This window comes from Pandoraea communis, from assembly GCF_902459745.1.
GTDB lineage: Bacteria > Pseudomonadota > Gammaproteobacteria > Burkholderiales > Burkholderiaceae > Pandoraea > Pandoraea communis.
Genome location: NZ_CABPSJ010000008.1, coordinates 190,814 through 213,205, shown reverse-complemented (window position 1 = coordinate 213,205; position 22,392 = coordinate 190,814). Strand labels below are relative to the sequence as shown.

22 protein-coding genes are annotated in these 22,392 nt (G+C 62.7%); 3 read left to right on the top strand and 19 right to left on the bottom strand.

Annotated features, from left to right (window positions below; translation table 11 throughout):
- Positions 1-24: 24 nt before the first annotated feature.
- The gene (locus tag PCO31110_RS23845; protein WP_150691596.1) at positions 25-1,392 is read left to right on the top strand and encodes an acyclic terpene utilization AtuA family protein; all 1,368 of its coding nucleotides are present in this window, start codon (positions 25-27) and stop codon (positions 1,390-1,392) included.
- 1 nt (position 1,393) lies between these two features.
- Entirely contained in the window at positions 1,394-1,705 is a 312-nt protein-coding gene (locus PCO31110_RS23840; RefSeq protein ID WP_150585096.1) for an AtuA-related protein, read from the top strand.
- Positions 1,706-1,828: 123 nt separating this feature from the next.
- Here the strand turns inward: PCO31110_RS23840 and PCO31110_RS23835 are convergent, their stop codons facing one another.
- From PCO31110_RS23835 to PCO31110_RS23790, 10 genes are all read right to left on the bottom strand, one after another.
- Positions 1,829-2,257 (bottom strand): Rossmann-fold NAD(P)-binding domain-containing protein, encoded by a 429-nt coding sequence (locus tag PCO31110_RS23835; RefSeq protein ID WP_010805380.1) that lies wholly within the window; start codon positions 2,255-2,257, stop codon positions 1,829-1,831.
- Positions 2,254-3,927 carry a GMC family oxidoreductase gene (locus PCO31110_RS23830; protein ID WP_010805381.1) on the bottom strand — a complete coding sequence of 558 codons (1,674 nt, stop codon included), beginning with the start codon at positions 3,925-3,927 and terminating at the stop codon, positions 2,254-2,256. Before PCO31110_RS23830 ends, PCO31110_RS23835 begins: the two co-directional genes overlap by 4 nt.
- Before the next feature lie 27 nt (positions 3,928-3,954).
- Positions 3,955-5,487 carry an aldehyde dehydrogenase family protein gene (locus tag PCO31110_RS23825; protein WP_010805382.1) on the bottom strand — a complete coding sequence of 511 codons (1,533 nt, stop codon included), beginning with the start codon at positions 5,485-5,487 and terminating at the stop codon, positions 3,955-3,957.
- 10 nt (positions 5,488-5,497) lie between these two features.
- The gene (locus tag PCO31110_RS23820; RefSeq protein WP_246189963.1) at positions 5,498-6,520 is read right to left on the bottom strand and encodes an ABC transporter substrate-binding protein; all 1,023 of its coding nucleotides are present in this window, start codon (positions 6,518-6,520) and stop codon (positions 5,498-5,500) included.
- 81 nt (positions 6,521-6,601) lie between these two features.
- Positions 6,602-7,423: an ABC transporter permease gene (locus tag PCO31110_RS23815; protein WP_010805384.1), complete on the bottom strand. Its 822-nt coding sequence runs from the start codon at positions 7,421-7,423 to the stop codon at positions 6,602-6,604.
- Entirely contained in the window at positions 7,420-8,271 is an 852-nt protein-coding gene (locus PCO31110_RS23810; RefSeq protein WP_246189962.1) for an ABC transporter ATP-binding protein, read from the bottom strand. The genes PCO31110_RS23815 and PCO31110_RS23810 overlap by 4 nt, the downstream gene beginning before the upstream one ends.
- A gap of 88 nt (positions 8,272-8,359) precedes the next feature.
- A complete protein-coding gene (locus tag PCO31110_RS23805; protein WP_150691595.1) occupies positions 8,360-8,956 on the bottom strand; it encodes a glutathione S-transferase family protein in 597 nt (198 codons plus the stop codon).
- Positions 8,957-9,003: 47 nt separating this feature from the next.
- Entirely contained in the window at positions 9,004-9,375 is a 372-nt protein-coding gene (locus PCO31110_RS23800; protein WP_036661961.1) for a RidA family protein, read from the bottom strand.
- Between the two features lie 34 nt (positions 9,376-9,409).
- Positions 9,410-10,540 (bottom strand): LVIVD repeat-containing protein, encoded by a 1,131-nt coding sequence (locus PCO31110_RS23795; protein WP_150691594.1) that lies wholly within the window; start codon positions 10,538-10,540, stop codon positions 9,410-9,412.
- Positions 10,541-10,551: 11 nt separating this feature from the next.
- Positions 10,552-11,691, bottom strand: a complete 1,140-nt coding sequence (locus tag PCO31110_RS23790) for a cupin domain-containing protein (RefSeq protein WP_010805389.1) — start codon at positions 11,689-11,691, stop codon at positions 10,552-10,554.
- A gap of 309 nt (positions 11,692-12,000) precedes the next feature.
- Between PCO31110_RS23790 and PCO31110_RS23785 the strand changes: the two genes are divergently transcribed.
- On the top strand, positions 12,001-12,633 hold the full coding sequence (locus tag PCO31110_RS23785; RefSeq protein WP_174979754.1) for a FadR/GntR family transcriptional regulator: 633 nt from the start codon (positions 12,001-12,003) through the stop codon (positions 12,631-12,633).
- A gap of 147 nt (positions 12,634-12,780) precedes the next feature.
- Here the strand turns inward: PCO31110_RS23785 and PCO31110_RS23780 are convergent, their stop codons facing one another.
- From PCO31110_RS23780 to PCO31110_RS23740, 9 genes are all read right to left on the bottom strand, one after another.
- A complete protein-coding gene (locus PCO31110_RS23780; protein WP_010805391.1) occupies positions 12,781-13,809 on the bottom strand; it encodes an NAD(P)-dependent sugar dehydrogenase in 1,029 nt (342 codons plus the stop codon).
- Positions 13,810-13,853: 44 nt separating this feature from the next.
- On the bottom strand, positions 13,854-14,534 hold the full coding sequence (locus PCO31110_RS23775; RefSeq protein WP_010805392.1) for a DUF4286 family protein: 681 nt from the start codon (positions 14,532-14,534) through the stop codon (positions 13,854-13,856).
- A gap of 33 nt (positions 14,535-14,567) precedes the next feature.
- Positions 14,568-15,947, bottom strand: coding sequence for an MFS transporter (locus PCO31110_RS23770; RefSeq protein ID WP_150691592.1), 1,380 nt, complete (start codon positions 15,945-15,947; stop codon positions 14,568-14,570).
- Between the two features lie 34 nt (positions 15,948-15,981).
- Positions 15,982-17,124, bottom strand: coding sequence for a porin (locus PCO31110_RS23765; protein WP_010805394.1), 1,143 nt, complete (start codon positions 17,122-17,124; stop codon positions 15,982-15,984).
- Positions 17,125-17,382: 258 nt separating this feature from the next.
- Positions 17,383-18,294, bottom strand: a complete 912-nt coding sequence (locus tag PCO31110_RS23760) for a LysR family transcriptional regulator (RefSeq protein ID WP_010805395.1) — start codon at positions 18,292-18,294, stop codon at positions 17,383-17,385.
- Positions 18,295-18,364: 70 nt separating this feature from the next.
- Positions 18,365-18,790: a cupin domain-containing protein gene (locus PCO31110_RS23755; RefSeq protein ID WP_150691591.1), complete on the bottom strand. Its 426-nt coding sequence runs from the start codon at positions 18,788-18,790 to the stop codon at positions 18,365-18,367.
- Between the two features lie 76 nt (positions 18,791-18,866).
- A complete protein-coding gene (locus PCO31110_RS23750; RefSeq protein WP_010805397.1) occupies positions 18,867-19,694 on the bottom strand; it encodes an AraC family transcriptional regulator in 828 nt (275 codons plus the stop codon).
- 48 nt (positions 19,695-19,742) lie between these two features.
- Positions 19,743-20,018 carry an ABC transporter permease subunit gene (locus PCO31110_RS23745; protein WP_256380698.1) on the bottom strand — a complete coding sequence of 92 codons (276 nt, stop codon included), beginning with the start codon at positions 20,016-20,018 and terminating at the stop codon, positions 19,743-19,745.
- Between the two features lie 772 nt (positions 20,019-20,790).
- Positions 20,791-22,170, bottom strand: a complete 1,380-nt coding sequence (locus tag PCO31110_RS23740; RefSeq protein ID WP_246189961.1) for an FAD-binding oxidoreductase — start codon at positions 22,168-22,170, stop codon at positions 20,791-20,793.
- Positions 22,171-22,392 lie beyond the last annotated feature (222 nt).

The following is a 22,392-nucleotide window of genomic DNA, read 5'->3' as shown; positions in this document are numbered from 1 at the left end:
CCTTACCGAACGGACTCGACCCGCATGACAGGCAAGCCAATCCACCCGGCCCCGCGACGCATTCGAATCGGTGCGGGCGCCGGGTATTCCGGCGACCGTATCGAACCCGCGGTCGAACTCGCGGCGCACGGGGCACTCGATTACCTGGTTTTCGAATGCCTCGCCGAGCGCACGATTGCCATCGCGCAACAGGCACGCCGCAAAGACCCGCAAGCCGGCTACGACCCACTGCTCGAAGCACGGATGACTGCCGTCCTGCCGGCCGCGATGCGCAATGGCGTACGGATCGTCTCGAACATGGGTGCTGCGAATCCGCTTGCGGCGGCACGCAAAACGGCCGAGATCGCTCGCAAGCTGGGACTAGGCGACGTGAAAATCGCCGCCGTCACCGGCGACGACGTGCTCGACGTCGTGCTGCAAAGCGATGCGAAGTTCGAGGAAACCGGCGAGAGCGTAGCGTCCTACCGAAAGCGGATCGTGTCGGCGAACGCGTATCTCGGGGCAACCGCCATCGTCGACGCATTGGCTGCGGGGGCGCAGATCGTATTGACCGGGCGCGTAGCAGACCCCTCACTGTTTGCCGCGCCGCTGATCCACGAGTTCGGCTGGCGCATGGACGACTGGGACAGGCTGGGTCAAGCCACTGTCGTCGGGCATCTGTTGGAGTGTGCGGGACAGGTCACGGGCGGCTATTTCGCCGATCCCGGCTACAAGGACGTGCCTGATCTCGCAAAGCTCGGCTTTCCGATTGGAGAAGTGTCGGCCGACGGCTCGGTCGTCATCACGAAAGTCCCGCAAGCCGGGGGGCGTGTCACGCAAGCCACTTGCAAAGAGCAATTGCTGTACGAAATTCACGATCCCCGGCGATACCTTCAGCCGGACGTCGTCGCCGATTTCTCTGAAGTCCGCGTGGCGGAGGAAGCGCCCGACCGGGTCCGAGTCACGGGGGGACGCGGGACGCCCCGTACCGACACGCTCAAGGTGTCCGTCGGATATGTCGACGGATTCATCGGGGAAGGACAGATCTCCTATGGCGGCCCCGGCGCGGTTGCGCGCGCACGGCTTGCTATCGAGATCGTGCGTGAACGCCTTGCCTTGACCGGCGTGCAGACAGGCGAACTGCGTTTCGACGTGATCGGCGTGGATTCACTGTACGGCAAGACATTGGATTCACTGAATGCAGAGCCGCACGAGGTTCGCGTGCGCGTGGCAGGACGTACGACATCCGCCGAACAGGCCGTGCGCATCGGCAACGAAGTTGAGACGTTGTACACGAATGGCCCGGCCGGCGGCGGCGGCGCGACGAAATCGGTGCGCGAAGTGCTGGCGGTTCAGTCAGTGCTGTTGCCGCGCGAGCACGCGAGACCCGCGTTCACCCTTGTGGAGATTTGAGATGAAGCTGCGAGAACTCGCGCATTCGCGCACGGGAGACAAAGGCAACACGCTCAATGTCTCGCTCATCTGTTACGACGCACAACATTACGAGCATCTTCGCGCCGAAGTCACGGCCGATCGGGTCAAGGCATTCCTGGCAGATGTCGTGCTCGGAGATGTCGTGCGCTACGAGCTTCCCCATCTGGCGGCTTTCAACTTCGTATTGGGCAAGGCGCTGGGGGGTGGCGTGACACGCTCGCTCGCATTGGACGCGCACGGCAAATCGCTGAGTTCAGCGTTGCTGGATCTTGAGGTTGTGGCACCGAATTAAGATGCCAGCGAGGCGTTGGGAACACACGATTCGCGTCTAACCGACGGCGAGGGCTGATGTTGACCTGCCTTCGTTTTCGTAGACACTTACAGTCCCTTTAGCGCGTAACGCCACGCAGACGCGTTAGAAACTGCAACAGTCGCAAAGCAGTTCCGGATTAAGGAGATCGGGCGGGTGCCCACCGAGTCTGCCGAAGCCAAAGGCGGCAACCAGATTCTCGACGGCGCGCCCGGCATCGGGCGACGACATCGCGCGCACTCCCGCGCGAGTCATCGCCTCGATATCCATGTGCGGTTCGCTCGGCGTGAGGCAGCACACGGCTTGCAGCACATCGAGACCATCGAGCATCTGCGCATCGATGATGTCACCCTCGCCCACAAGCGCCGCCGCCGCCGGGCGAAGCTGCTCGATCAGCGCGTCACGCGTCATCTGCCCGTCATGGCTGCACAACGCCACGTCGAAAAATCGGTCGAGGCGCTCGATGGCCGCATCGTCCAGCGGCTGCGTGACAACCACGCGATGCCGGCGCAGCCCCGCAAGGGCGAGCTTCATACCGCCACCGCTTCGGCGCCGGCGTGCGCCGGCGCAGCCGCATGCATCGGAACACGCCCGCGAATCATATCTGCGGCGCGCTCGGCAATCATGATGACCGGCGCGTTGATGTTGCCCGACGTCAGGTCGGGCATGACCGATGCGTCGACCACCCGCAGCCCACGCACCCCCTTGACACGCAGTTCGCTGTCGACCACAGCCATCGGGTCGTCGTTGGTTCCCATCCGGCACGTGCCCGCCGGGTGGTGAACCGTAATCGCCGTCTTCCGGATAAAAGCATCGATTTGCGCATCCGACGAACTCGACGGCCCCGGCGCAATCTCGGCACCGATATATGGCGCCAGACTCGGTTGCGCGGCCAACTCGCGCACGATCCGCACCGACGAGCGCAACGCCGCCCAGTCGTAAGGCGTAGACAGGAAATTCTGATGGATGCGCGCTTTCTCGGACGGATTGCCCGAAGTGAGCCGGACTTCGCCGCGGCTCTCCGGATGCAGCAAGACGGTGCGGCACGCAAAGCCGTCGTTGAAGGGTTGTTTGAATGGCTTGAAATACGGCCAGGCCCCCAGCGGGGCCGCCGTCAGCAGCAGTTGCAAATCGGGGGCCCCGCTCGAATCGGGGGCTTCGCCGCTGTGCATGAAACCGACCACGCCGCCCGGCACATCCGACGCGAACCCTTTTCCGGTCAGATACGCGCGAATCAGTTGAACGCCAATACGGTCAAGGCGCATCATCCGGTGGAACGGCCCCGGCGTTGCCCGGCGATACATCACGATCACCGAGGGATGGTCCTGGAGATTTCGGCCGACGCCCGCGCTCGCCACCAACGCCGGCACGCCGATCTGCGACAGCCGCTGCGGATCGCCAATGCCCGAGAGCATGAGCAACTGGGGGGTATTGATCACCCCACCCGACAGCAAGACTTCGCGACTGGCCATCGCCACATGTTTCACGCCGTTCTGCCAGTACTCGACCCCGACTGCCTTGTCGCCTTCGAGCAGCACGCGAGACGCGAGCGCATTCACCTCGACCCGCAGGCCTGCGCGAGCACGCGCCGGGTGCAGATAAGCGCTTGCGGCGCTGCAACGGCGTCCGTTGCGAATCGTCATCTGAAGACGGCTGAAACCCGCCTGCGTCGCACCGTTATAGTCGTCGACCCAACGATGCCCGGCGGACGTCGATGCGTCGGCGAAAGCACCGAGCAACGAGTCTTCATAGCGGCATCGCTGCACGTTCAGCGGCCCGTCGGCTCCGCGAAAGGCACCTCCGCCCTCCTCCCAACGCTCCTGCTTCTGGAAGTACGGCAGCACGGCATCGTAGGACCAGTCGCGCAGCCCGTAATCGCGCACCCATCGCTCGAAATCGGCGCGATTGCCGCGCACATGCGCCATGGCGTTGACCGACGACGAACCGCCGATCACCTTGCCGCGTGCACATTCCACACTTCGTCCGCCAACATTCTCTTCCGGCTCGCAGTCGTACATCCAGTCATGCAGCCGCTTGGTGAGGATCTTGCCCCAGCCGAGCGGGATGTGAATCCAGGGGTCGCGATCCCACCCCCCGGCCTCCAGCACAAGAACCCGGACGTCGCGGTCCTCGGTCAGACGATTGGCGAGCGTACAGCCCGCCGAGCCCGCGCCAACGATGATGTAATCAAAAGTGGTTTGCATGCCTGGGTCCTGCGATCGGTTGACGGGTCAGCGCTGCGTGGCAACGCGGCGCAGGCTCACATGAATGTTCTTTTCCTGCGTGAACGACAGCATCTCGCCGAGACACTCTTCCCGGCCCATGCCCGACTGCTTCATCCCGCCGAACGGCGCCCCAAGGAAATGTTTGCCGACCTCGTTGATCCATACGAACCCCGCATTGACCCGAGACGCCGTGCGCATGCCCTTCTCAAGATCGTTCGTCCAGATGGCACACGTCAACCCGTAGTCGAGTGCATTCACATCGGCCAGCATCTGCGCCTCGTCGTGCCATTTGATGATCGACAGCACGGGGCCGAAGATCTCCTCCTGCGCGATACGCATCTGTGGCTGAACATCGGCAAACACGGTCGGCTCGATGTAGTAGCCGTTTGCCAGCGCCGGATCGTCGGGCACCTTGCCGCCATACACGAGCCTCGCCCCCTCTTCATGCGCCGAGGCGATGAACGCGAGGACTCGCGCATGCTGCGCCTGACTGATGACGGCGCCCATGCTGGTTTTCGGATCCGTCGGCAAGCCGGGCACGAAGGCTTTGCATCGCTCGGCAATACGCTCGATCACGGCGTCGTACATGCTCGCATGCAGGAACAGGCGGCTGGTGGAACCGCACGACTGGCCGCACCATGTGAAGTTCATGCCGGCAACCGCACCGGCCGCCAGCGCGTCGGGGTCGACGTCGGGATAGGCAATCAGGGCGTTTTTGCCGCCCAGCTCCAACAGCATCGGCTTGATGCGCTCTGCGGCACCACGCGCCACCGCACGTCCGGTCGGAACGCTGCCCACCAATCCCAGCATTGCGACGTCGGGATGCGACACGAGCGACTCCCCGACATCGCGCCCGCCATTGAGAATCGACACGACACCCGGCGGGAACAAGCCACCGACGATCTCCGCGAGCCGTAACGACGACAACGGGGCCTGCTCGGGCGGTTTGACGATGACCGCGTTACCTGCCGCAAGCGGTGCCGCCATCTTGCCTGCCGCGAACATGAAGGGATGGTTGAACGCCACGATTCTGGCGACTACGCCCACGGGCTCGCGCACGGTGAAGTTGATCGCTTCGGGGCCCATCGGAATCGAGGCCCCTTTCATTTCCGTGACCAGCCCCGCGAAGAACTCGAACAGCGCTGCTGCAACCATCACGTCCCCCGTCATTTCAGCCACCGGATTGCCGCAGTCGGCAGCATCCAGCAAGGCCAGATCGGCGGCATGCTTGCGCATCTCGACGGCGGCGGCCCTGAGAATCCGTGCCCGCTCGAGCGGCGGCGTATCGCGCCACACGGCAAACCCCTGCCGGGCAGCAGCGACGGCGGCATCAACGTCGCTCGCATCGCCCACGGCAGCCCGGCCGATCCGAGATCCGTCACCGGGGCTGTAGACATCGGCATAACGGCCCGAGCGCGGGGCATGCCACGCGCCGCCGTAGTACAAGCCATCTTGAGCAGGCAAGGTCAGTCCGGCACCGCAGCCTTGCCGTGGGGATGACTCGGAAGCGCTCGAGTTTTCGGACAGGATGGCACTCATCTCGACCTCCTCACTTGCGCAGCGGCTTGGCCGCCGCCAGGAATTTCATATCGAAGCCGCCGCTCGCCTTTGCGCTCGCGTCAATCGAACCCTCTTTCTGGAGGACATCGAACATTTCGCCCCAGCGCTTGCCGTCGATCCATCCAATGCCATGGGTTGCGGTATCGCCCGAGTACATCGTGTGTTTGAAGTCCGCGTCGAGTTGCTCGGCGAGGATCTTTTCCTGGCCCTTGTACTCGGGGTTAGCCTTCACGATGGCGGCAACCGCCTCGTCGGGATGGGCGACGACATAAGCGAACGCCTCCGTGTACGCGTTCACGAAGCGCTGAACGAGTTGCGGATTCGCGGCGATCATCTTGTCCGAAGCGAACATGCCCGAGCCGTAGACGTTCAGCCCGTGATCGGCGGCCTGGAGTATCGAAAGCGACCCCGGACCGCCCGTCTTCTCTTCGAGCAGCGGCACCTCGGCGTCGATGTAACCCGGTACGGCATCGACGCGCCCCATCACGAGGTAATTCTCATAGGGCGGCGCCACCGTGCTTTGCTTGATGTCGGCGAGCGACATGCCGTTCTTGCTGAGGAAGGCTTTCAGGAACACATAGGTCGAACCGGCGGGATGCACGCCGACATTCATGCCCTTGAGATCCTTGGCCGAATTGAGCGGCTTGCGCGCCTTGACCGACACCATCGCCAGCGGGCTCTTCTGATTCACGGCCACCAGCGCGGTATTCGACGCGCCCTGCGTGCGGGCGACCAACAGCGTCGAGAGGTCTCCGAAGCCGAACTGCGCGCTGCCATTGGCCACCATCCGCAGCGCATCGACCGAGCCGGTGCCCTTGCGAATCGCCGTCACGTTGATCCCCTGCTTCGCGAACATGCCCTTGTCGCGCGCCACGAAAAACATCGCGTGGTTGCCTCGCACGACCCAGTCGAGTTGGACGACGACGTCGTCGGCTGCCGACGCCGGCGCTGCGGCGCCCAGCAACGACATCGACACGAGAAGAACCGAAAACAGTTTGCTCAATCTGCTCACGCTGGTACTCCTGCAAGAAGAAACACTAAGAGAGAGGACACGACGACAACCCGGCGAAATAGCGAAATAGCTAAATGGCGTTCAGTGACGCGCTTCGCCTCCCCAGGTGATGAAGCGGTATTCGAACCACTCGACGGCGTAGTAGAAAAGCACACCGAGCAGCGAGACCTCGACGAGTGCCGCAAAGACAAGCGGCATCTGCATTTGCGTCGAGGCAAACTGAATCACGTAGCCCAGCCCGGCCGAGGCACCGGCAAACTCACCGACGATGGCGCCGATAACACTCAGCGTGATCGCCACCTTGATACCCGCCATCAACGCCGGCAACGAGTGCGGAATCTGTACCCGCATCAGAATCTGGCTTCGTGTGGCGCCCACCGACTTGAGCAGCGCCACCAGATTCGGATCGGCCGAGCGCAGACCCACCAGCATGTTCAGGGCCACCGGGAAAAATGCCATCACGACGATGAGGAGAATCTTGGGCATCAGGTCGTAACCGAACCAGAGCACGAATATCGGGGCGAGTGCGATCTTGGGCACGTTCTGGAAGACCACCATCAGCGGATAGACCGCGCTGCCCAATCGCTCGAAACGCGCGATGCAAATGGCAAGTGCGGCGCCCACCACCGAGGACAGCACGAATCCGTACAGAACCTCGCGAGCGGTCACCCACGCCGCGGCGGCGAGTTCCGGCTGCTTCGCCACCAATGCCCCGGCGATCTGTGCCGGCGTCGGCAACACGAATGCCGGCACGTCGAACAGGCGTAGCCCTGCCTCCCACAGCACCAGCAGCACAATCGTCAGCGCCACACCGGGCCCTGCACGCCACAGACCGCGAAACGGTTTCGGGGCGGCGCGCCCGCGCGCGCCGGCCGGCACGACGTCGGTAGGCGATGCACTCATGATGTCCTCCCGGCCCGATGGCCTTCTTTGAGACGCTTTCGCAGATGCGAAGCCGTCTGGGCAAACGCCTGCGTGGCGTAGCTATCCTCGTTGCGGGGATACGCCAACGGAACCGTCAGGCATTCGAGAATGCGTGCGGGTCCGGTCGCCATGACAGTGACTTCGCGCGACAGGAACACGGCTTCGTCGATCGAATGCGTCACGAATACGATCGTCTTGCCCGTGCGCTGCCAGAGTTCGAGCAGAAAGTCGCTCATCTCTTCGCGGGTGATGGCGTCGAGCGCACCGAACGGTTCGTCCATCATCAGCACCTCCGGATCGAGCGCCAAAGCACGCGCGATCGAGACGCGCTGACGCATTCCGCCGGACAACTGCGACGGCTTGCGGTCCACTGCATGCCCGAGGCCGACGATGTTCAGCAACTCAAGCGCACGCGTGCGAATGGCGTCCTTGTCGCGCAGCGTGCCGACCAGCTCCATCAACAGACACACGTTATCGAGCGCGCTCTTCCACGGCATGAGCGCCGCCTCCTGAAACACCAGGCCGATGCGGCGCTGCCGAACCGCCTCGGACGGCGTCATACCGCCCACGCTCACTCGTCCCTGCGTGGGTGCCTGCAATCCCGCGAGCACCTTGAGCAACGTGCTTTTGCCACAACCGGACGGCCCCACCAGCGAGGTGAATCCGCCGCGTTCGACCGACAGATGAATGTCGTTCAGCACGCGATTGATACGGCCATGCGTCTCGAAATCGACGCAAAGACCGCTGACGCTGATGTACGGCTCAGACGATGTCGTCGCCGTCGAGACGGCCATCTGCCGCATATCCGGCCGATCGAGACTTGCCATAGGGGTGCTCCAGTCTTGCGGTTTTTGGAATATCGCCGCGTCTCAGCGAGCGCGCGGCGAGCACGTCTGCCTCAATGTCCGGTCACGGTCAACCCGCACTCGTGGCCTTCGCGAATGCCGGGCGCGCCTCGATGCGAGCCAGCCACGCTGCAATGCCACGAAATTCGGGCAACGCGAACGGGAAGTTCACACAGCGCTTGACCAGCGGCGCCAACGCCACGTCCGCGAGACTGAACGACTGACCGGCGCACCACGGAACCTCACGCAGGTGGGTGTCCAGAATCGTCAGTTCGGCGGCGAGGTTTGGCCCCGTATCGGCGGACTGTTCGTCCTTCGGCTTCTTCGCGTCCTTGAATCCCGCGAGGTAGACGGGGTTGAGCGATGCCAGTGCCCAGTCCATCCAGCGCTCGACAAATGTGCGCTGCGCGAGATCGTCGGGATACAACGACGTGCCCTGCCGGCTGGCGAGGTAGCGCAGGATCGTGTGCGATTCCCAGATGACGAGGTCGCCATCCGTCAGCGTGGGCACCTTGTTGGTCGGGTTCATCGCGAGGTATTCCGGGGTGCCGGTGTTGCCAAACTGGCGGCCATAGTCGAGCCGCTCGTAGGACTTGCCCAGTTCTTCGAGAAGGAAGATGACTTTCTGCACGTTGCCGGATGTGGCACGTCCGTAGAGCTTCAGCATGTCGATGTCCTCAGGTGATGTTCAATGTCTTGGCCGACGCAAGCGATTCACAGCGGCCGGTAAGCGATGCATTCGATCTCGATGCGCGTCGTAATCACCGCGCGTGCCTCGACCGTGGTCCGCGCGAGCCGGCCATCCGGGAAGAATTCCTTGAATACGCCGTTGTAACGGCCGAAGTCGCGGGCGTCTTCGAGGTAGACCGTCGCCTTCACCACGTCGGCCAGATCGCACCCCGCCTCGCGTAGTGCACGCTGCACGGCGAGGATCGTGGCGCGTGTTTCGTCCTCGATCGTGCCGCTGACCATCCGCCCGTCTTCGTCTTTGGCAACCTGGCCCGAGACGAACACGTAGTCCCCCGCACGAACGGCCGGATGAAACGGCAGGTTGGGGTTCTTCTTGCCATGTACCGAAATCGTCATTGCCATCCTCTTTGTCGTCGTTGGCGTCGAAATGTCATCCCGGGAAACATTCGATGATGTCGATCCCCTGTTGCCGGTCGAGCAGGTACACGAGCCCCCGGTCGTCGATCGTGACGTCGTTGGACGACGCGCGCTCACAGCCGGCGGGGGCATCTGGCTCGTAGAAAGCGATCTCCCTGGGCGCAAACGGATCGGAGAGATCGACAAGCCGCATGCCCTTGGCGAACCAGGCGAACGGCAACGTCGTTCCCACAAAGCGCTCCGATGGCTGATGACAGCCCGACATCGGTTCTCTCGGCGATCCGTCGGGGTCGACACCGGCGACCTGAAACGTCGATATCGGCATCGGCTGGCGTTCGTCGGTGATGTCGTACACCCAGGCAAACGACGGCGGCGACGGCCGCAGTTTCGCGACATCTTCGTCGGCCACCACCATGACGCGACGCCCTTTGACAAGGCCGGGGATCGGCAAGGCGGTGTGCGTCGGGTGCGGATGCGCCGGACCGCTGTTGATACCCGAGATCAGCTTCGGCGACGACATGTCCGAGATATCGAGAATGAAAAAGCCGTGGTGCCAATAGGACACGTAAAGACGATCGCCCATGCGCAGCGGGTGATGGCATCGCGGGCGGACATAGTCGTCCCACGGGTATTCCTCTCCCGCACCGATGTTCTGCCCGGGAATCCACCAGCGACCGACTTCCTCGGGCCGCTCGGGTTGCGCCAGATCGAGAATCTTGACGATGTTCCCGACGAAACCTTCGGCCGTTGGCGAGATGTACGCGAAGCGGCCGTCGAAGTCATAGCGGTGCACCCCACCGGCCTCGCCGCCGGAATACCAGCGCGAGATCAATCGCGGCTCGGACGGGCGAGTGATGTCGAATATGCCAAGACCGCCGCCAAAGTCCGGCGCGCCCTCACGAAATTTCTCGTAGTTCACCAGCATCACGCCGTCCTGCACGCGAACCTTGTGCGAATGCCAGCCCATCGGCACTTCGAGCGTCGCCAGCAAGCGCGGATGCTTGGGGTCGGAGACGTCGTAAATCGACGTGCCGGCTGGCGGACGCATGTGCGAGACATACAGGATGTTGCGATCGACCCACACCTGTCCGCCGCCGGGGCAGTCGATGTGGCTCACGAGCCGCGTATTCCATGCCTTGGCCATGGAGGCGCCCCTTAGTCGAGAAGCATGACGTCGCCGCCAGCGGTCTTGCCCCAGCGTTGCAGCAATCCGAACGCACGAAGTGCCGGCTCATCGCTCGCAATGAATACGATGGCCGGCTGCGTGGCGCTGGTGTTCTCGTATTCGGCCCACGTCCCGCCAGGTACGGCGAGCGTATCGAATTGCTTCGTCTCGAAGGTTTCGCCATCGAGAACGGCCCGCACCGCGCCCTCCAGCGGCGATACCAGCAGACTTGCCGTCTGCTTCATCGGCAGCGTGCGCTCGCCGGGGCGCAGCATCTGCATGAAGAACGTCATCGTCTTGTAGACCGGGCCGCCTCGCAGCGGATCGACGTACTCGATACGTAGTCCCTCGTACGGGTTTTCAGCCCACTCGCGGTGCTTTTCCAGCAGTTCGCGCACGGCTTCGTAGCGATAGATGAACATCGGCGACGAGCCGTTGGCGCCGCGTCGATGGTCGACAAAACGAGGCATCAGGCCACCTGCCCCGTAAGTGATCGCAGAGTAATCGGCAGGGAAGCGCGCGGATTGCTTGCGCATGACGGCGCCGCCTTCGCTGTAGTCGTGATCGAACGAGAGCGCGTTGAGCGTCTCGACCAGCGGGTAATCGAGCACCGAAAGGTTGATGGCCGGCTCGTTGCCCACATTGCCGTGGTTATGCCAGGTGTCGCGCGGCGTAAGCACCATGTCGCCCGGTCCGAACACGACGTCCTCGCCCTCCACGCCGGTGAAGTTCTGCGAGCCGGTCAAACCGAGCCGGATGGCACTCGCGGTATGACGATGCGGCGGCATGATCTCGTTTGGATCGTTGAGCCGGTACGCCGTATACATGGTGGTCACCGTGGCCCGCCTCGGCTTGAGTCCAGGGTTGGTCAGGATCAGTGAGCGACGATCGGAGTCGGCGGTGGAAATGAGGCGAGCGGACTGCTGCAACAGCGGCTCAAGCACTTCCTTGTAACGCCAGATATAGGGCACTGCGCGCTGGCCCTGCATCAGTTGCTTGATCTCATCGTGCTCGACATCCGAGCTTCTGGCCCAGAACGGGAACAGATGCGCGTTGCCGATCTCCTCATACATCTGCCGAGTCTCTTGTTCGCTGGAGCGAACTGCGGCGTCCTGCGTGGCTTGCATCATGCTGCGCTACCTCCGAGTGGGGTTTCACGAACCGCTGATGCAAATGAGTAGATCAAGACAAATTTTTCATGTCAACCAAAAATGTATTTGGTCGATATGGTTGATATATTTTGGTTGAGTTTTTGGTTGAACCAGATTACAACTAAGAAAGGCACAGGGGTCTCAAATAATGCTGAATACAAAGCCTAATGAAGAATTAGCAAAGCATCCATCGAGTTAGCCGATGGTTGCAAATTCCGCTATCATGCTGCCTCGATGTGTTTTCGGCACGCAACCAAATACCTTGGTTGCGGCAGGGAGAGAGAAGTTATGGTCGACTTGGTTGAGAGTTTGCGAAGCCGTCTTGCCAACGGCGACGCTTTGCCGGCAGAGCGGCAATTGGCAGACGAACTGGGCGTGAAGCGCCATCAGTTGCGCAATGCATTGAAGGTGCTGCGCGACGAGGGCGAATTGGAGACCCCGCGCGGACGCAGCGAGGGGCAATCCAGGCGCAACGGTGAGATATTGGCCGGGCACACGAATGTGCTGGAGGTGATCGAACTTCGGCTGGCGCTGGAGCCGTTCCTTGCCCGTCTGGCAGCGGTCAGGGCAACACCGGTCGAGATTACGCGCATCGAGCGCGCAGCAACGACGTCGCCCGGTGCCGACCGAGGCTCGACCGACCTCGCCTTTCACCGTGCAGTCGCTGCCGCGTCGGGCAATGCACTTGCCGCCGATATCTATCAGATCATCCGGCGAGTCGGCTCGGACATCCGCTTACACGTGCCGCAACCCCTCCCCCACTGCCCGGAACGCATCCGGCAGCGTGATCAGGAACATCAGGCGATTGCGCAAGCCATCCGGCATCGCGCCCCCGACCTCGCGGAAACGGCGATGCGCGAGCATTTGATTCGTGTGCGAGAACAGATCATGGCGCGGATGGTGCCCGGTAGCCAGCACTGATCGGCAAAGTGCTTGGCCCCGCAAGGCCCGATCGACGCTCGTCTGTCCGAGGAATCGAACCGCGATCCGCCTGCCGCAGTTATCGTGACGTTCCTGAGCGCCGCCGCGACGACCGGTCTGCTGGTCGTCGGCTTCGGTCATGCGCTGTCACGGAACCAGCACGATCTTCGATCCGATCTTGTTGCGTGCCATCTCGAAGCCCTCGATGGCCTGTGCGAGCGGCAACCGGTGCGTGACCATCGGCCCGAGCGCCGCGTGATTCTCCACCAGAAAATCACGCACTTCCTGCCACGTCGCGCGTGTTGCGCGGTAGGTGCCGCGAATCTGGTGCCGCAAGCGCACGAGCTTCGCACCATCGAAACTGATGGGCTTGCCGTGAATGCCGCACACCACGAACACGCCTGAAGGACGCAGCACGTCGAGCCCGGCTTGAACCGCCGCGCCGACACCCGTCGCTTCAATGACGATGTCGTATTCGTTCTCGCCCAGTAGCGTGCGCATGGCCCCTTCCGGAGCACCGTCGAGATCCAGCGTGGCTTCGATACCCAGTGCGCGCGCCGTCGCGAGACGCTCGGCATCGTCGTGCCCGACCAGCGCCACCCGGGCGCCGCGTGCCTTCGCCAGCACCGCAATGGCCTGACCGATCGTGCCCGGCCCCATCACCAGTACGCGATCTCCTGCGTGCACTTCTGCCGTCTTGACGGCGGACATACCGATGGACAGCGGCTCCGCCAGCGACGCGACACCCGCGTCCATGCCGGGCGGCAACGTCAGGCAATTGCGGGCAGGCACGCGCACACGGCTGGCAAATGCGCCGTCGCGCATCATGCCGATGCCCCGGCGCTCGCGGCACTCATCGACGCGCCCGGAAACGCAGTACTCGCACACACCGCACTCGACCGAGGGGATGACGACGACGGCGTCGCCGCGCTGGAGCGTGCTGACCTCAGCGCCAAGCGTTGCGACACGACCCGCAAATTCGTGGCCCAGCGTCACCGGGAACGCCGCTCGCAAGAAGTCGTAGCCGCCCGACCAGTCGTAGATATGCACGTCGCTGCCACAAATGCCGGCGGCAGTCACTTCCACGATCACATCGTGCGCGCCGGGTTGTCCCGGTTCGGGGACATCGCGCCATTCGAGGCCGAAGGCAGCGGTGGTTTTCTGAAGCGCTTTCATCAGGGGGCTCCGGTAATCTTGTGTTGTTGCGTCGGGGTGCGCGGTTATTGTGTGCGGCGCAGCGAGATGTCGACGTCGTCGTGACGGATCGCGAAGATCAGTGAATACACGTCGACACCGGGTGGCGACGAGACCGGCAGGGCATCGACAACGAGCGATGCGATGCGCTCGCTCAGCGCCCCTGCTGCCGCAATGTCCTCCGTCTCGACGAGCAGCACATGCGTGGGCATATCCGATGCCTTCCAGCGCGCAAATGCGCTCGGCTGCGCCTCGAAGACTTCGCCCAAATGGGCAGCGACGGCCCCGTCAAGCGCAGCACACGCTTGAACTAACGGCAATGCCGCAACCGCTGCGGCAGCCGACGCATGGATTCGCACGCACGCGAGTGCACCGCCCGTGCCGCCTCCCGTCGACGCCAGCGTCCGGCACGGGGCGCGCAGCACATGGGTCAACGTCGAGCGCATATTGGCAGACCACGGCGTCGGCGCGTCGATCACGTTCAGATAGGCCAGCGAACGGAACACTTCGGGCGACACCGCGCCGTAAGCCGTGAAATACTCCCGCTGCCCCGGCCGGGCATGCCGATAGCGGCGCCCTTCAATGAAGCCGTCGATGCCGACGCGCTCCGGCACATGTTCGCGCGTATGCCAGCGGTTATATTCCTTCGCATGCTGCGGCGTGACGTCATTCCAGAGCGCGAGAAACGCCGGTCCGGGAAATGCCATGAGTCGTTTATCCAGTAGTCGAGAAAGGATCGATCAGCGGGTACCGGGGTTTCCAGGCGTCAACGCCGATGCCGGTTCGCGCCGGGACGCGGGCATCGCGAACATGCACAAGGCAGCAAGCAACGCGGGCACGCCCACGATCAGAAACAGTACCGGATAGGCCATGCCCGAGCCGAGCAGTACACCACCGAGGCTGGAGCCAAGTATCGAGCCGAAGCGGCCGATGCCGGTCGCCCACGCCACGCCCGTGGCCCGATTCGCCGTGGGGTAGTACGTCGCCGCCAGACCATTCAGACCGACCTGCGTGCCGCTGATGCATACACCGGCGATGTACACGAGCGGCGCCAGCACAGCGGCGTTGCCGAAGGCGCGGCCAATACAGAGCACGGTCACGAAGGCCACGGCGTATGCCGCGCCCAGCACCCATGCCGGTCGCGCGCTGTCCATCACGCGCCCCAGCAGCAGACCGCCCGTCGTGCCGCCAATGGACCATAGCGCAGTAATGAGTGCCGCGTTGCGCATCGAGCCGCCGGAATTCGTAATGATGGTCGGCAGCCAACTGGCCATCAGGTACAGCACCGAAAGCCCCATGAAGAAGGCCGCCCACAGCAGCAAGGTACCGCGTGCGTAGGGTGCCACCATCAACTCGCGTACGGGCGAGCGGCTTTGCTTCGTCTCACGTGCGACGAACGTGGTCTGCGATGTGACGACATCCGGGGCGATCTGGCGCCCCAGTGCGCGCAGGCGGTTCTGCTCATGAGGACGGCGTAGCGCAAGAAAACGCATCGACTCGGGCAACGCCATCCACAGGACAGGCAACAGCAGCAGTGGCAGCACCCCGCCCACGAGCACCATGGCGTGCCAGCCGTGCCGTTCGATGATCTGCGAGGCGACGACGCCACCGAAGGCGGAGCCCATCGAATTGCCGCACATCATCAGCGTGATGATGGACAGCTTGCGCTTGCCCGACGCGTACTCGGCCGTGAGTGTGACGGACGCCGGCGAAGCGCCGCCGATACCCGCACCGGCGATAAAGCGCAGGATGGAGAGTTCGGTGACGTTGGTCGCGAACAGGGTAGCGAGTGTCGCGAGACCGAACGTGGCAACCGACGCCAGCAACACGAAGCGGCGTCCGCGCCGGTCGGCCAGCGGTCCGAACAGGAGCGAGCCGGCCATCATGCCCAGCAGCGCAGAGACGAAAATCGGCGAGAGTTCCGCGACCGACAGGCCCCACTCGCGGCGTACGGCGGGCGCAATATATGCCGCCAGCCCGATGTCGATGCCGTCAATGGCAACGATCAGAAAGCACAGCACGACGACGCGCCACTGCAGGCCCGACATTCGGCGCCCGTCGAGAAAGGATTGCAGATCCAGCGACGCTGGAGCATTCGGAGATGCGAGGGTGTTTGGCATGCGAGTTCAGATTCCGTCGATGTGTCGATGAGGCTCAGAACACCTTGCGCAAACCCACGCGCACGGCCAACTGGTTGGGGGTAGTGGACGCCGTCAGGCCAAAGATGTCGGCCACGGCCACATTGCCCGTCGAGTCGCGCCCGCTCGCGTGTTGCCAGACGAGAATGCCGTAGAGGTACGTCGTCTTTGAGAAATTGTAGGCAGCCCCGCCTTCGACGGACTGATAGTGTCCGCCCGGCGCGAAGCTGTATTGGTATCCGACACCCGCCATCGTGCGGGGGGAGAACGAGTATCCGTAGTTGATCTGGTAGTTGTTGAAGACGGCGTTGGGCGGCGCCAGCGGGTTGGCTGCCGTGCGCACGATATCGAGAAAACGCACGTTCTCATACATGGCCGATACCTGCGAGTTACCCCACGTGTATTTCGCGCCGCCACCGACGACCTGCTGGCTCGTGGCCGTGACGTAGTTCTGGAAGATCGGGTTGGTGACCGGGTTCGAATAGGCTGCCCCCGGCTGCGCTGCGGTTGCTGCGCCGAAGATCGATGTGCCTGGGGTACGCATATTCATGTAGGCGCCGGCGATTTGCAGCCCGCCGCTCGTGTACGAGGCGCCAACGCCGTAAGTCCGGTCTTTCGCGAAGTTGCCTGCGACGTTGCCGAACGAGAACATCGTACTGAACTTCAACCCACCATAGGTCTGGCTCTCGTACTTGATGACGTTGTTGATCTTGTTGTAATTCCACGAACCGTCGATGTCGCCCAACGTCGCGCCGAGTCCCCCCGCAAACATGAACGAGGTCGACAGCGGCACGAAGTAGTCGTTGGTCATCGAATACTGATGGCCAATCGTAAGCGTGCCCAGCCGTTTGTCAGACAGGCCGACGAACGCCTGCCGGCCGAACAGCGTGTTCGCCGGTTGTGCAACGCCGTTCATGATGTTGAAGCCGGCTTCGAGCGTGAAGATCGCGGACACCCCGCCACCGAGATCCTCCACACCGCTAAACCCGAACTTGTCGCCTGCGCGCCCGCCGCTGGCAGCCTGCCAGGCCGACTTTCCGCCGCTGTTGTTCACGTAGGTCATGGCGGCGTCGACGGCGCCGTAGATAGTCACGTTGCTTTGCGCGAACGCGCTCAGCGAGCATGCCGCAAGCGGCAGGCAGGCGATCCAGTGCTTCACGGTTGTCTCCTGTATCTCTCTTGTTTTTTGTTCGTTCGCGCCCGGCGCGTCTGTCCTGTGCATTGACGCGGCGGGCGGTCTCTCCTTGGTGCCGGGCGTCTGGCATACCGCGCATCGGCTGGCGAGAATAATGGGCGAACGCGGCCCAGCGATATAGAGGCGAAGTGGAAGTTCAGAACACGCGATTCGGAAATAATCGCGAATTTTCGGCGCCTAACGTTGGCGACGGTTCGACAATCGAAACCGCCGACGTGCAAGTCACAGGTAAGTGCCCTGCTGTTCGAGTCTGGCGAGTCCGGTAACGAGGAAATCCAGCAGCGCGTGAAACAGCTTGGGGTTGTGATGGTTGGCCGGACGCAGCACCTTGATCCAGTAGTCAGGCAGTCCGAACCCGGGAAGTAGCTGCACGAGGCGTCCTGCCTGCACGCTGTCGTTGGCCCGATAGCGCGGGAGAATCGCCACGCCCATGCCGTCCAGGCAGGCGTTGTGCATGGCGTCGATATCGTTGGTCGCAAAGCCCCCGTCGACGCTCACCTGAATGTCGCCCGCACGGGCATCGGTAAACGTCCATGTGCGCACGGTGCTTTGATACGAATAGAGCAAACACCGATGCCCCGGCAAGTCTGACGGGTGCCCGGGCGTGCCGTGCTGCGCCAGATAGCCGGGTGACGCGTAGACATGGCGCTTGAACGGACACAACGGAAATTCCTCGACACCATCGTAGGTGACGGGCAGGCCGGTGATCACGAAGTCGAAGTTCTCCAGCACCGGGTCGACGGCACGGTTCGTCAGTTGAAGTTCGATGCTGGCCTTGGGATGGGAGAGGAAAAACTCGTTGAGGAGCTTGCCGAGGAAGTGGTTAGTGAACGATGCCGGAGCCTTGACGCGCAAACGGCCGCCGAGCGAGCGGTCATCGACCGCGGCGCGCTCGGCCAGGCGTTCGTAGGCGCTCAGGAAGTCGCGGGCGCTACCCAGCATGTCGCGTCCGGAGGACGTGAGCGTCAGGCTGCGCGTGGTGCGTTGGAAGAGCAGAACATCGAGTTCCTTTTCCAGCGCACTGACCCGCTTTGTCACCACCGGCGCCGAGACGTCGAGCCGGCGCGCCGCCGCCGTAAAGCTGCCCATCTCGACCACGGCGAGGAAGGCTCGCACGTTTTCTACACTATCCATCGCTCCCCACCTCTTTGCGCTGATGGAGGTGAATTGTATCGAGGGCGGCGCTCAGGCAACAAAACCTGCTTTAAATCCACTGGTCGTTCTCGACGGTACGCCCGCCCGTTGGACCGTCTCCCGTGTTCACCACACCTCGCGGTTCGACCAGCAGCAGCTTCGCTTCTGCGTCTGCACAAGTCCTGTGTTCGACATCTTTTGGCACCACCGCCATCTGACCGGCACGCAGCACGATGGAACTGTCGCCCGAAGGCCATGCGCGAAAATCGATGCGCAATTCGCCTTCGAGCACGATGAAGGTTTCGTCGGTGTCGGCGTGCCGGTGCCACAGAAAATCGCCCTCGACCTTCACGACCTTGAACTGATAGTCGTTCATTTCAGCGACAACGCGCGGTTGCCAGTGACCGTAGATCTGCGCAAGCTTGCCGATCAGGTCGATGGTCTGGCCTTGGCCTCGCTCGGCCGGCACGGCGGTGTGGTTCGGGGATTGGGACATCGTTCTCTCCGTTCAGGGGTTGATGCCCCGAACGATACGCATGCAAATTGCGGCCGTATTGAACGATCGTGGGTGTTCAGCGACGCTTGACGCCGCCCGCAATGTGGAGCCAGCGTCCCGGCGTCAGCCCGAATGTCCTCGCGAAATGCCGCGTCATGTGACTCTGATCGGCAAAACCCGCAGCCACAGCGGCATGAGCGAGCGAAGCGCCGCCGAGCAGCATGCGGCGCACCGCATCGAGGCGCCGCATCGTCAGATAACGGTATGGGCTCGTGCCGTAGAACGCGCGAAAATCGTGCGACAGGCTCCAGCGGTCGCGGCCCGTCGCCATTTCGAGTTCGTCGAGCGTGACGACGCGCGCGCAGTTCGTGTGCAGATAGTCGCGTGCGCGCCGCGCCGCAAGGAAGTCGCCTTTCGGGCGTCGTGCGGGCATGCCGGCAATAGCGACAAGCGCGTGCGCCAGTTCGGCGAGCGCATCGCTCTGTTCGAGCGGCTCGAGCGTAAAGCCGACGTGCTGCAGCAACGTTGCCGTCGCCGCCGCAAGGCGCGGATCGGTTGTCACGCCGCCCTCGACGAACGGCAGCGCACGTCCACCGAGCACGTCCTGAAAGAGCGCGGGTTCAACGTAGATCATCCGGTACCGGAACCCTTCGTCGGTGCCCGCCTGGCCATCGTGAGCCTCGTCGGGGTGCAATACCATCGTGTTGCCGGGCAAGCTGTTTCGCCCGCTGCGCCGGTAGCTGAAACTCTGGACACCCGCGAGCGTGCGGCCAATCGCATAGGTGTCATGGCGATGCATGGCGTACGCCTTGCCATGAAACCACGCCTCGATCCGCTCGACGCCTTCTATCGGCTCGGCACGCCTCACCCAGTCGGAGGATGAGCGCTGCGCTTGTCGGTTCATGATGTATTTCCCTGGTTGGCCGGAAATGTCGCGTTGCGGCACGCCCGCTCAGTCGCGGTCGCAATTCGTGATGATGATACCGCGCGTCACATCGTTGCCGATAGGGCGGATAGCGACTCGCTCGATACCGGCGTCGACGAGGGCGGCGAACGCGACGGCGAGCAGCTGCGCGACAATGAGTGGCACGCCTGCCGCAATGAGGCCGGCGGCGGCGAGCATCGCCGTCTCGCCTTGCGCGAAGTTGAATATGTGGGTCGCGTTGTAGACGGCGGTAAATCCAATCGCGACGAGGCCGTAGATGCAGCCTACGGCGAGGCCGGAAATCAGGTATTGGCCAGTTCCGTCATTCCAGGCTTGCCTGCGCGTGGTGTTCGCGCAAGGCCACGCGACCTATTGTGGGGAGCATGCGTATGGCCTGTCTTTGGAGTTTTTGATGTCGTCTCGGTAGCGCAGCGTTGGCGCATCCCGGTAAACCGACTGTAGAAGTCTAAAAATCCAGGAACAATTCAGAAGAGAATTCGGTTACTTCCGCTTTTCGGAAGCAACACGAAAGGGGTGCGCCCAGGCACCAGCGTGGACGAAATCGGCCTGACGATGCGCCGATATCGCTCGAAGCGATGTGTTTCGCGGCGTGGGGAAAGACGCGCATAGGTAGGGAACCGAACACCAAGTCCGACGTTTGTCGATACAGCGTCGATCTTCTCGGTCTCTGTAACGCGCGCCCGATTTCCGAATTTCTTGCTTGTCCGCCACCTATGCGCCAGGTGCGTATTTCGCGACGCCAGTGCCAATCCCAATCCCTGCACGTCCTTCGTACGCCACGCTATGTCGGTGTCGGTGTCGAAGATGATGTAAATGGCGTCGGAGGCAATATGGCGTACGTCACGAAATCGCTTGACTAAACCTCGTTGGGTGCACGAGGCAAAGCCAGCGGTTCGTGCTTGATCATTACGCCATGGCGCAGGCGACGCCGCCGCGCCGTCAGCCCGGTCTCCCGGCGCTCACGACAAACGCGCTTGTGATCGCGCCCCCGATGTTCGAGCTGAAGCTGCCCAACCCACCGGCACAAGACGGACTCGCCCCCTGCTGAGTTCCTTTAGAGAATGCGCCCTGCATTGAGGACTTGCGCGGGGTCAAGCGTCGCTTTCAGTTTCGCCATTAACTCTCGTTCGATGCCGCTTCGACTAATGTGGAGAAAGGGCTTCTTTATGCGGCCGATGCCGTGCTCCGCAGAAATGCTGCCGCCCACCTCCTCGACAAGCCGGTACACGATCTCATCCGCCCGCAACTGATCAGCTTCGCTCACATGCGGTCCAGTCACGATATGCAGGTTGCCGTCGCCCAGATGACCGAAGAATAGATGGGAGGCTGCGGGAAAGGCCGTCTCTAACAGATTGCGTACACGCTCCACATACTCACCCGTCACCCGTAGAGGAATACCGACATCGAAGGACACGAATGGGGAGAGCGACTTGAGCAACTCTCCGATTCCGTCACGGATCTCCCACAGTGCATTGGACTGTGCCTGACTCTGTGCCACGATGACATCGGAAACAACGCTTTCCTCGATCATTTCACCAAAGAACCCCTCGAAGAGTTCCTGCATCTGAGGTGCCGTGCCACCTTCCGCCTCGACGAGCACGTAGACGTTGTGATCATCCGCGAACGGCATCGAGCGCCCAAGCTCCCGCGTTGAAGCCCGCAAAAAGTCGTCCCACATGACTTCGAAGGATGACAGCCCCGGCAAGCGTCCTCGCGCAGCCTTTAGAAGCGCCGTAACCTGCACAAATGACGATAGCGCACATAAGGCGCTGCGCCGCACCTCCGGCTTAGGGAAGAGGCGCAGAACCGCTCTAGTGACAATGCCAAACGTGCCTTCGGTGCCAATGAACAAGTGCTTCAGATCCGGCCCCGTATTGTTCTTAAGCAGACGGTTCATCATCGAAACAACCCTGCCGTCGGCCAACACAACCTCGACGCCGAGAACGAGGTCGCGCATCGGACCGTAGCGAAGCACACGATTGCCGCCCGCATTGGTCGCGATGTTGCCGCCGATCTGGCAGCTTCCCCTGGCGCCAATATCGAGCGGGAAGTACCAGTCCTGCGCCTCGACTGTCTCCGCGAGACGCGAGAGGACAACGCCAGCCTGAACCGTAACCGTACCGCCGATGGCGTCGAACTCCTCGATCTGATCCAAGCGCTCCATAGAGATGACGATATCCCCGTCGTCGGGCACAGCGCCCCCGGCCAGACCAGTAAGCCCGCCCTGAATCGTGATGCGCTGCAAGTCACCACTGTGGTGTTGCACGATACGCGCGACATCCAGACTGCTGCGCGGCCGGTACACGATTGCAGGGCGGCCGCCGCGCAGACCACTCCAGTCGGTGCAGTACTTTTCAATCTCGGCGGCATCGCTCAGCGTTCCCGGCAGATCGACCGGCGCAACACTTCCTGACTGATTTTTCAGTTTGTTCAAAATTTCCTCCTAAGTTTTGGCACGGCTGGCCACGCCCCCCCAAGTTAAAACCGACTCCCATGTCGGCTGTGTTGGGTCGCATTCAAACGGGCTTATGGGCTCAAAGCAGGATAGGAATCGCGGTTCCCGTGGGCGAAGTGACGGCGAAAAGCAAGACGGGCCCGGGAACTGAAAAAGCTCCTGGGCGCCGCGTCGGCCCAAGCCTCACGAGACCCGGGCCAG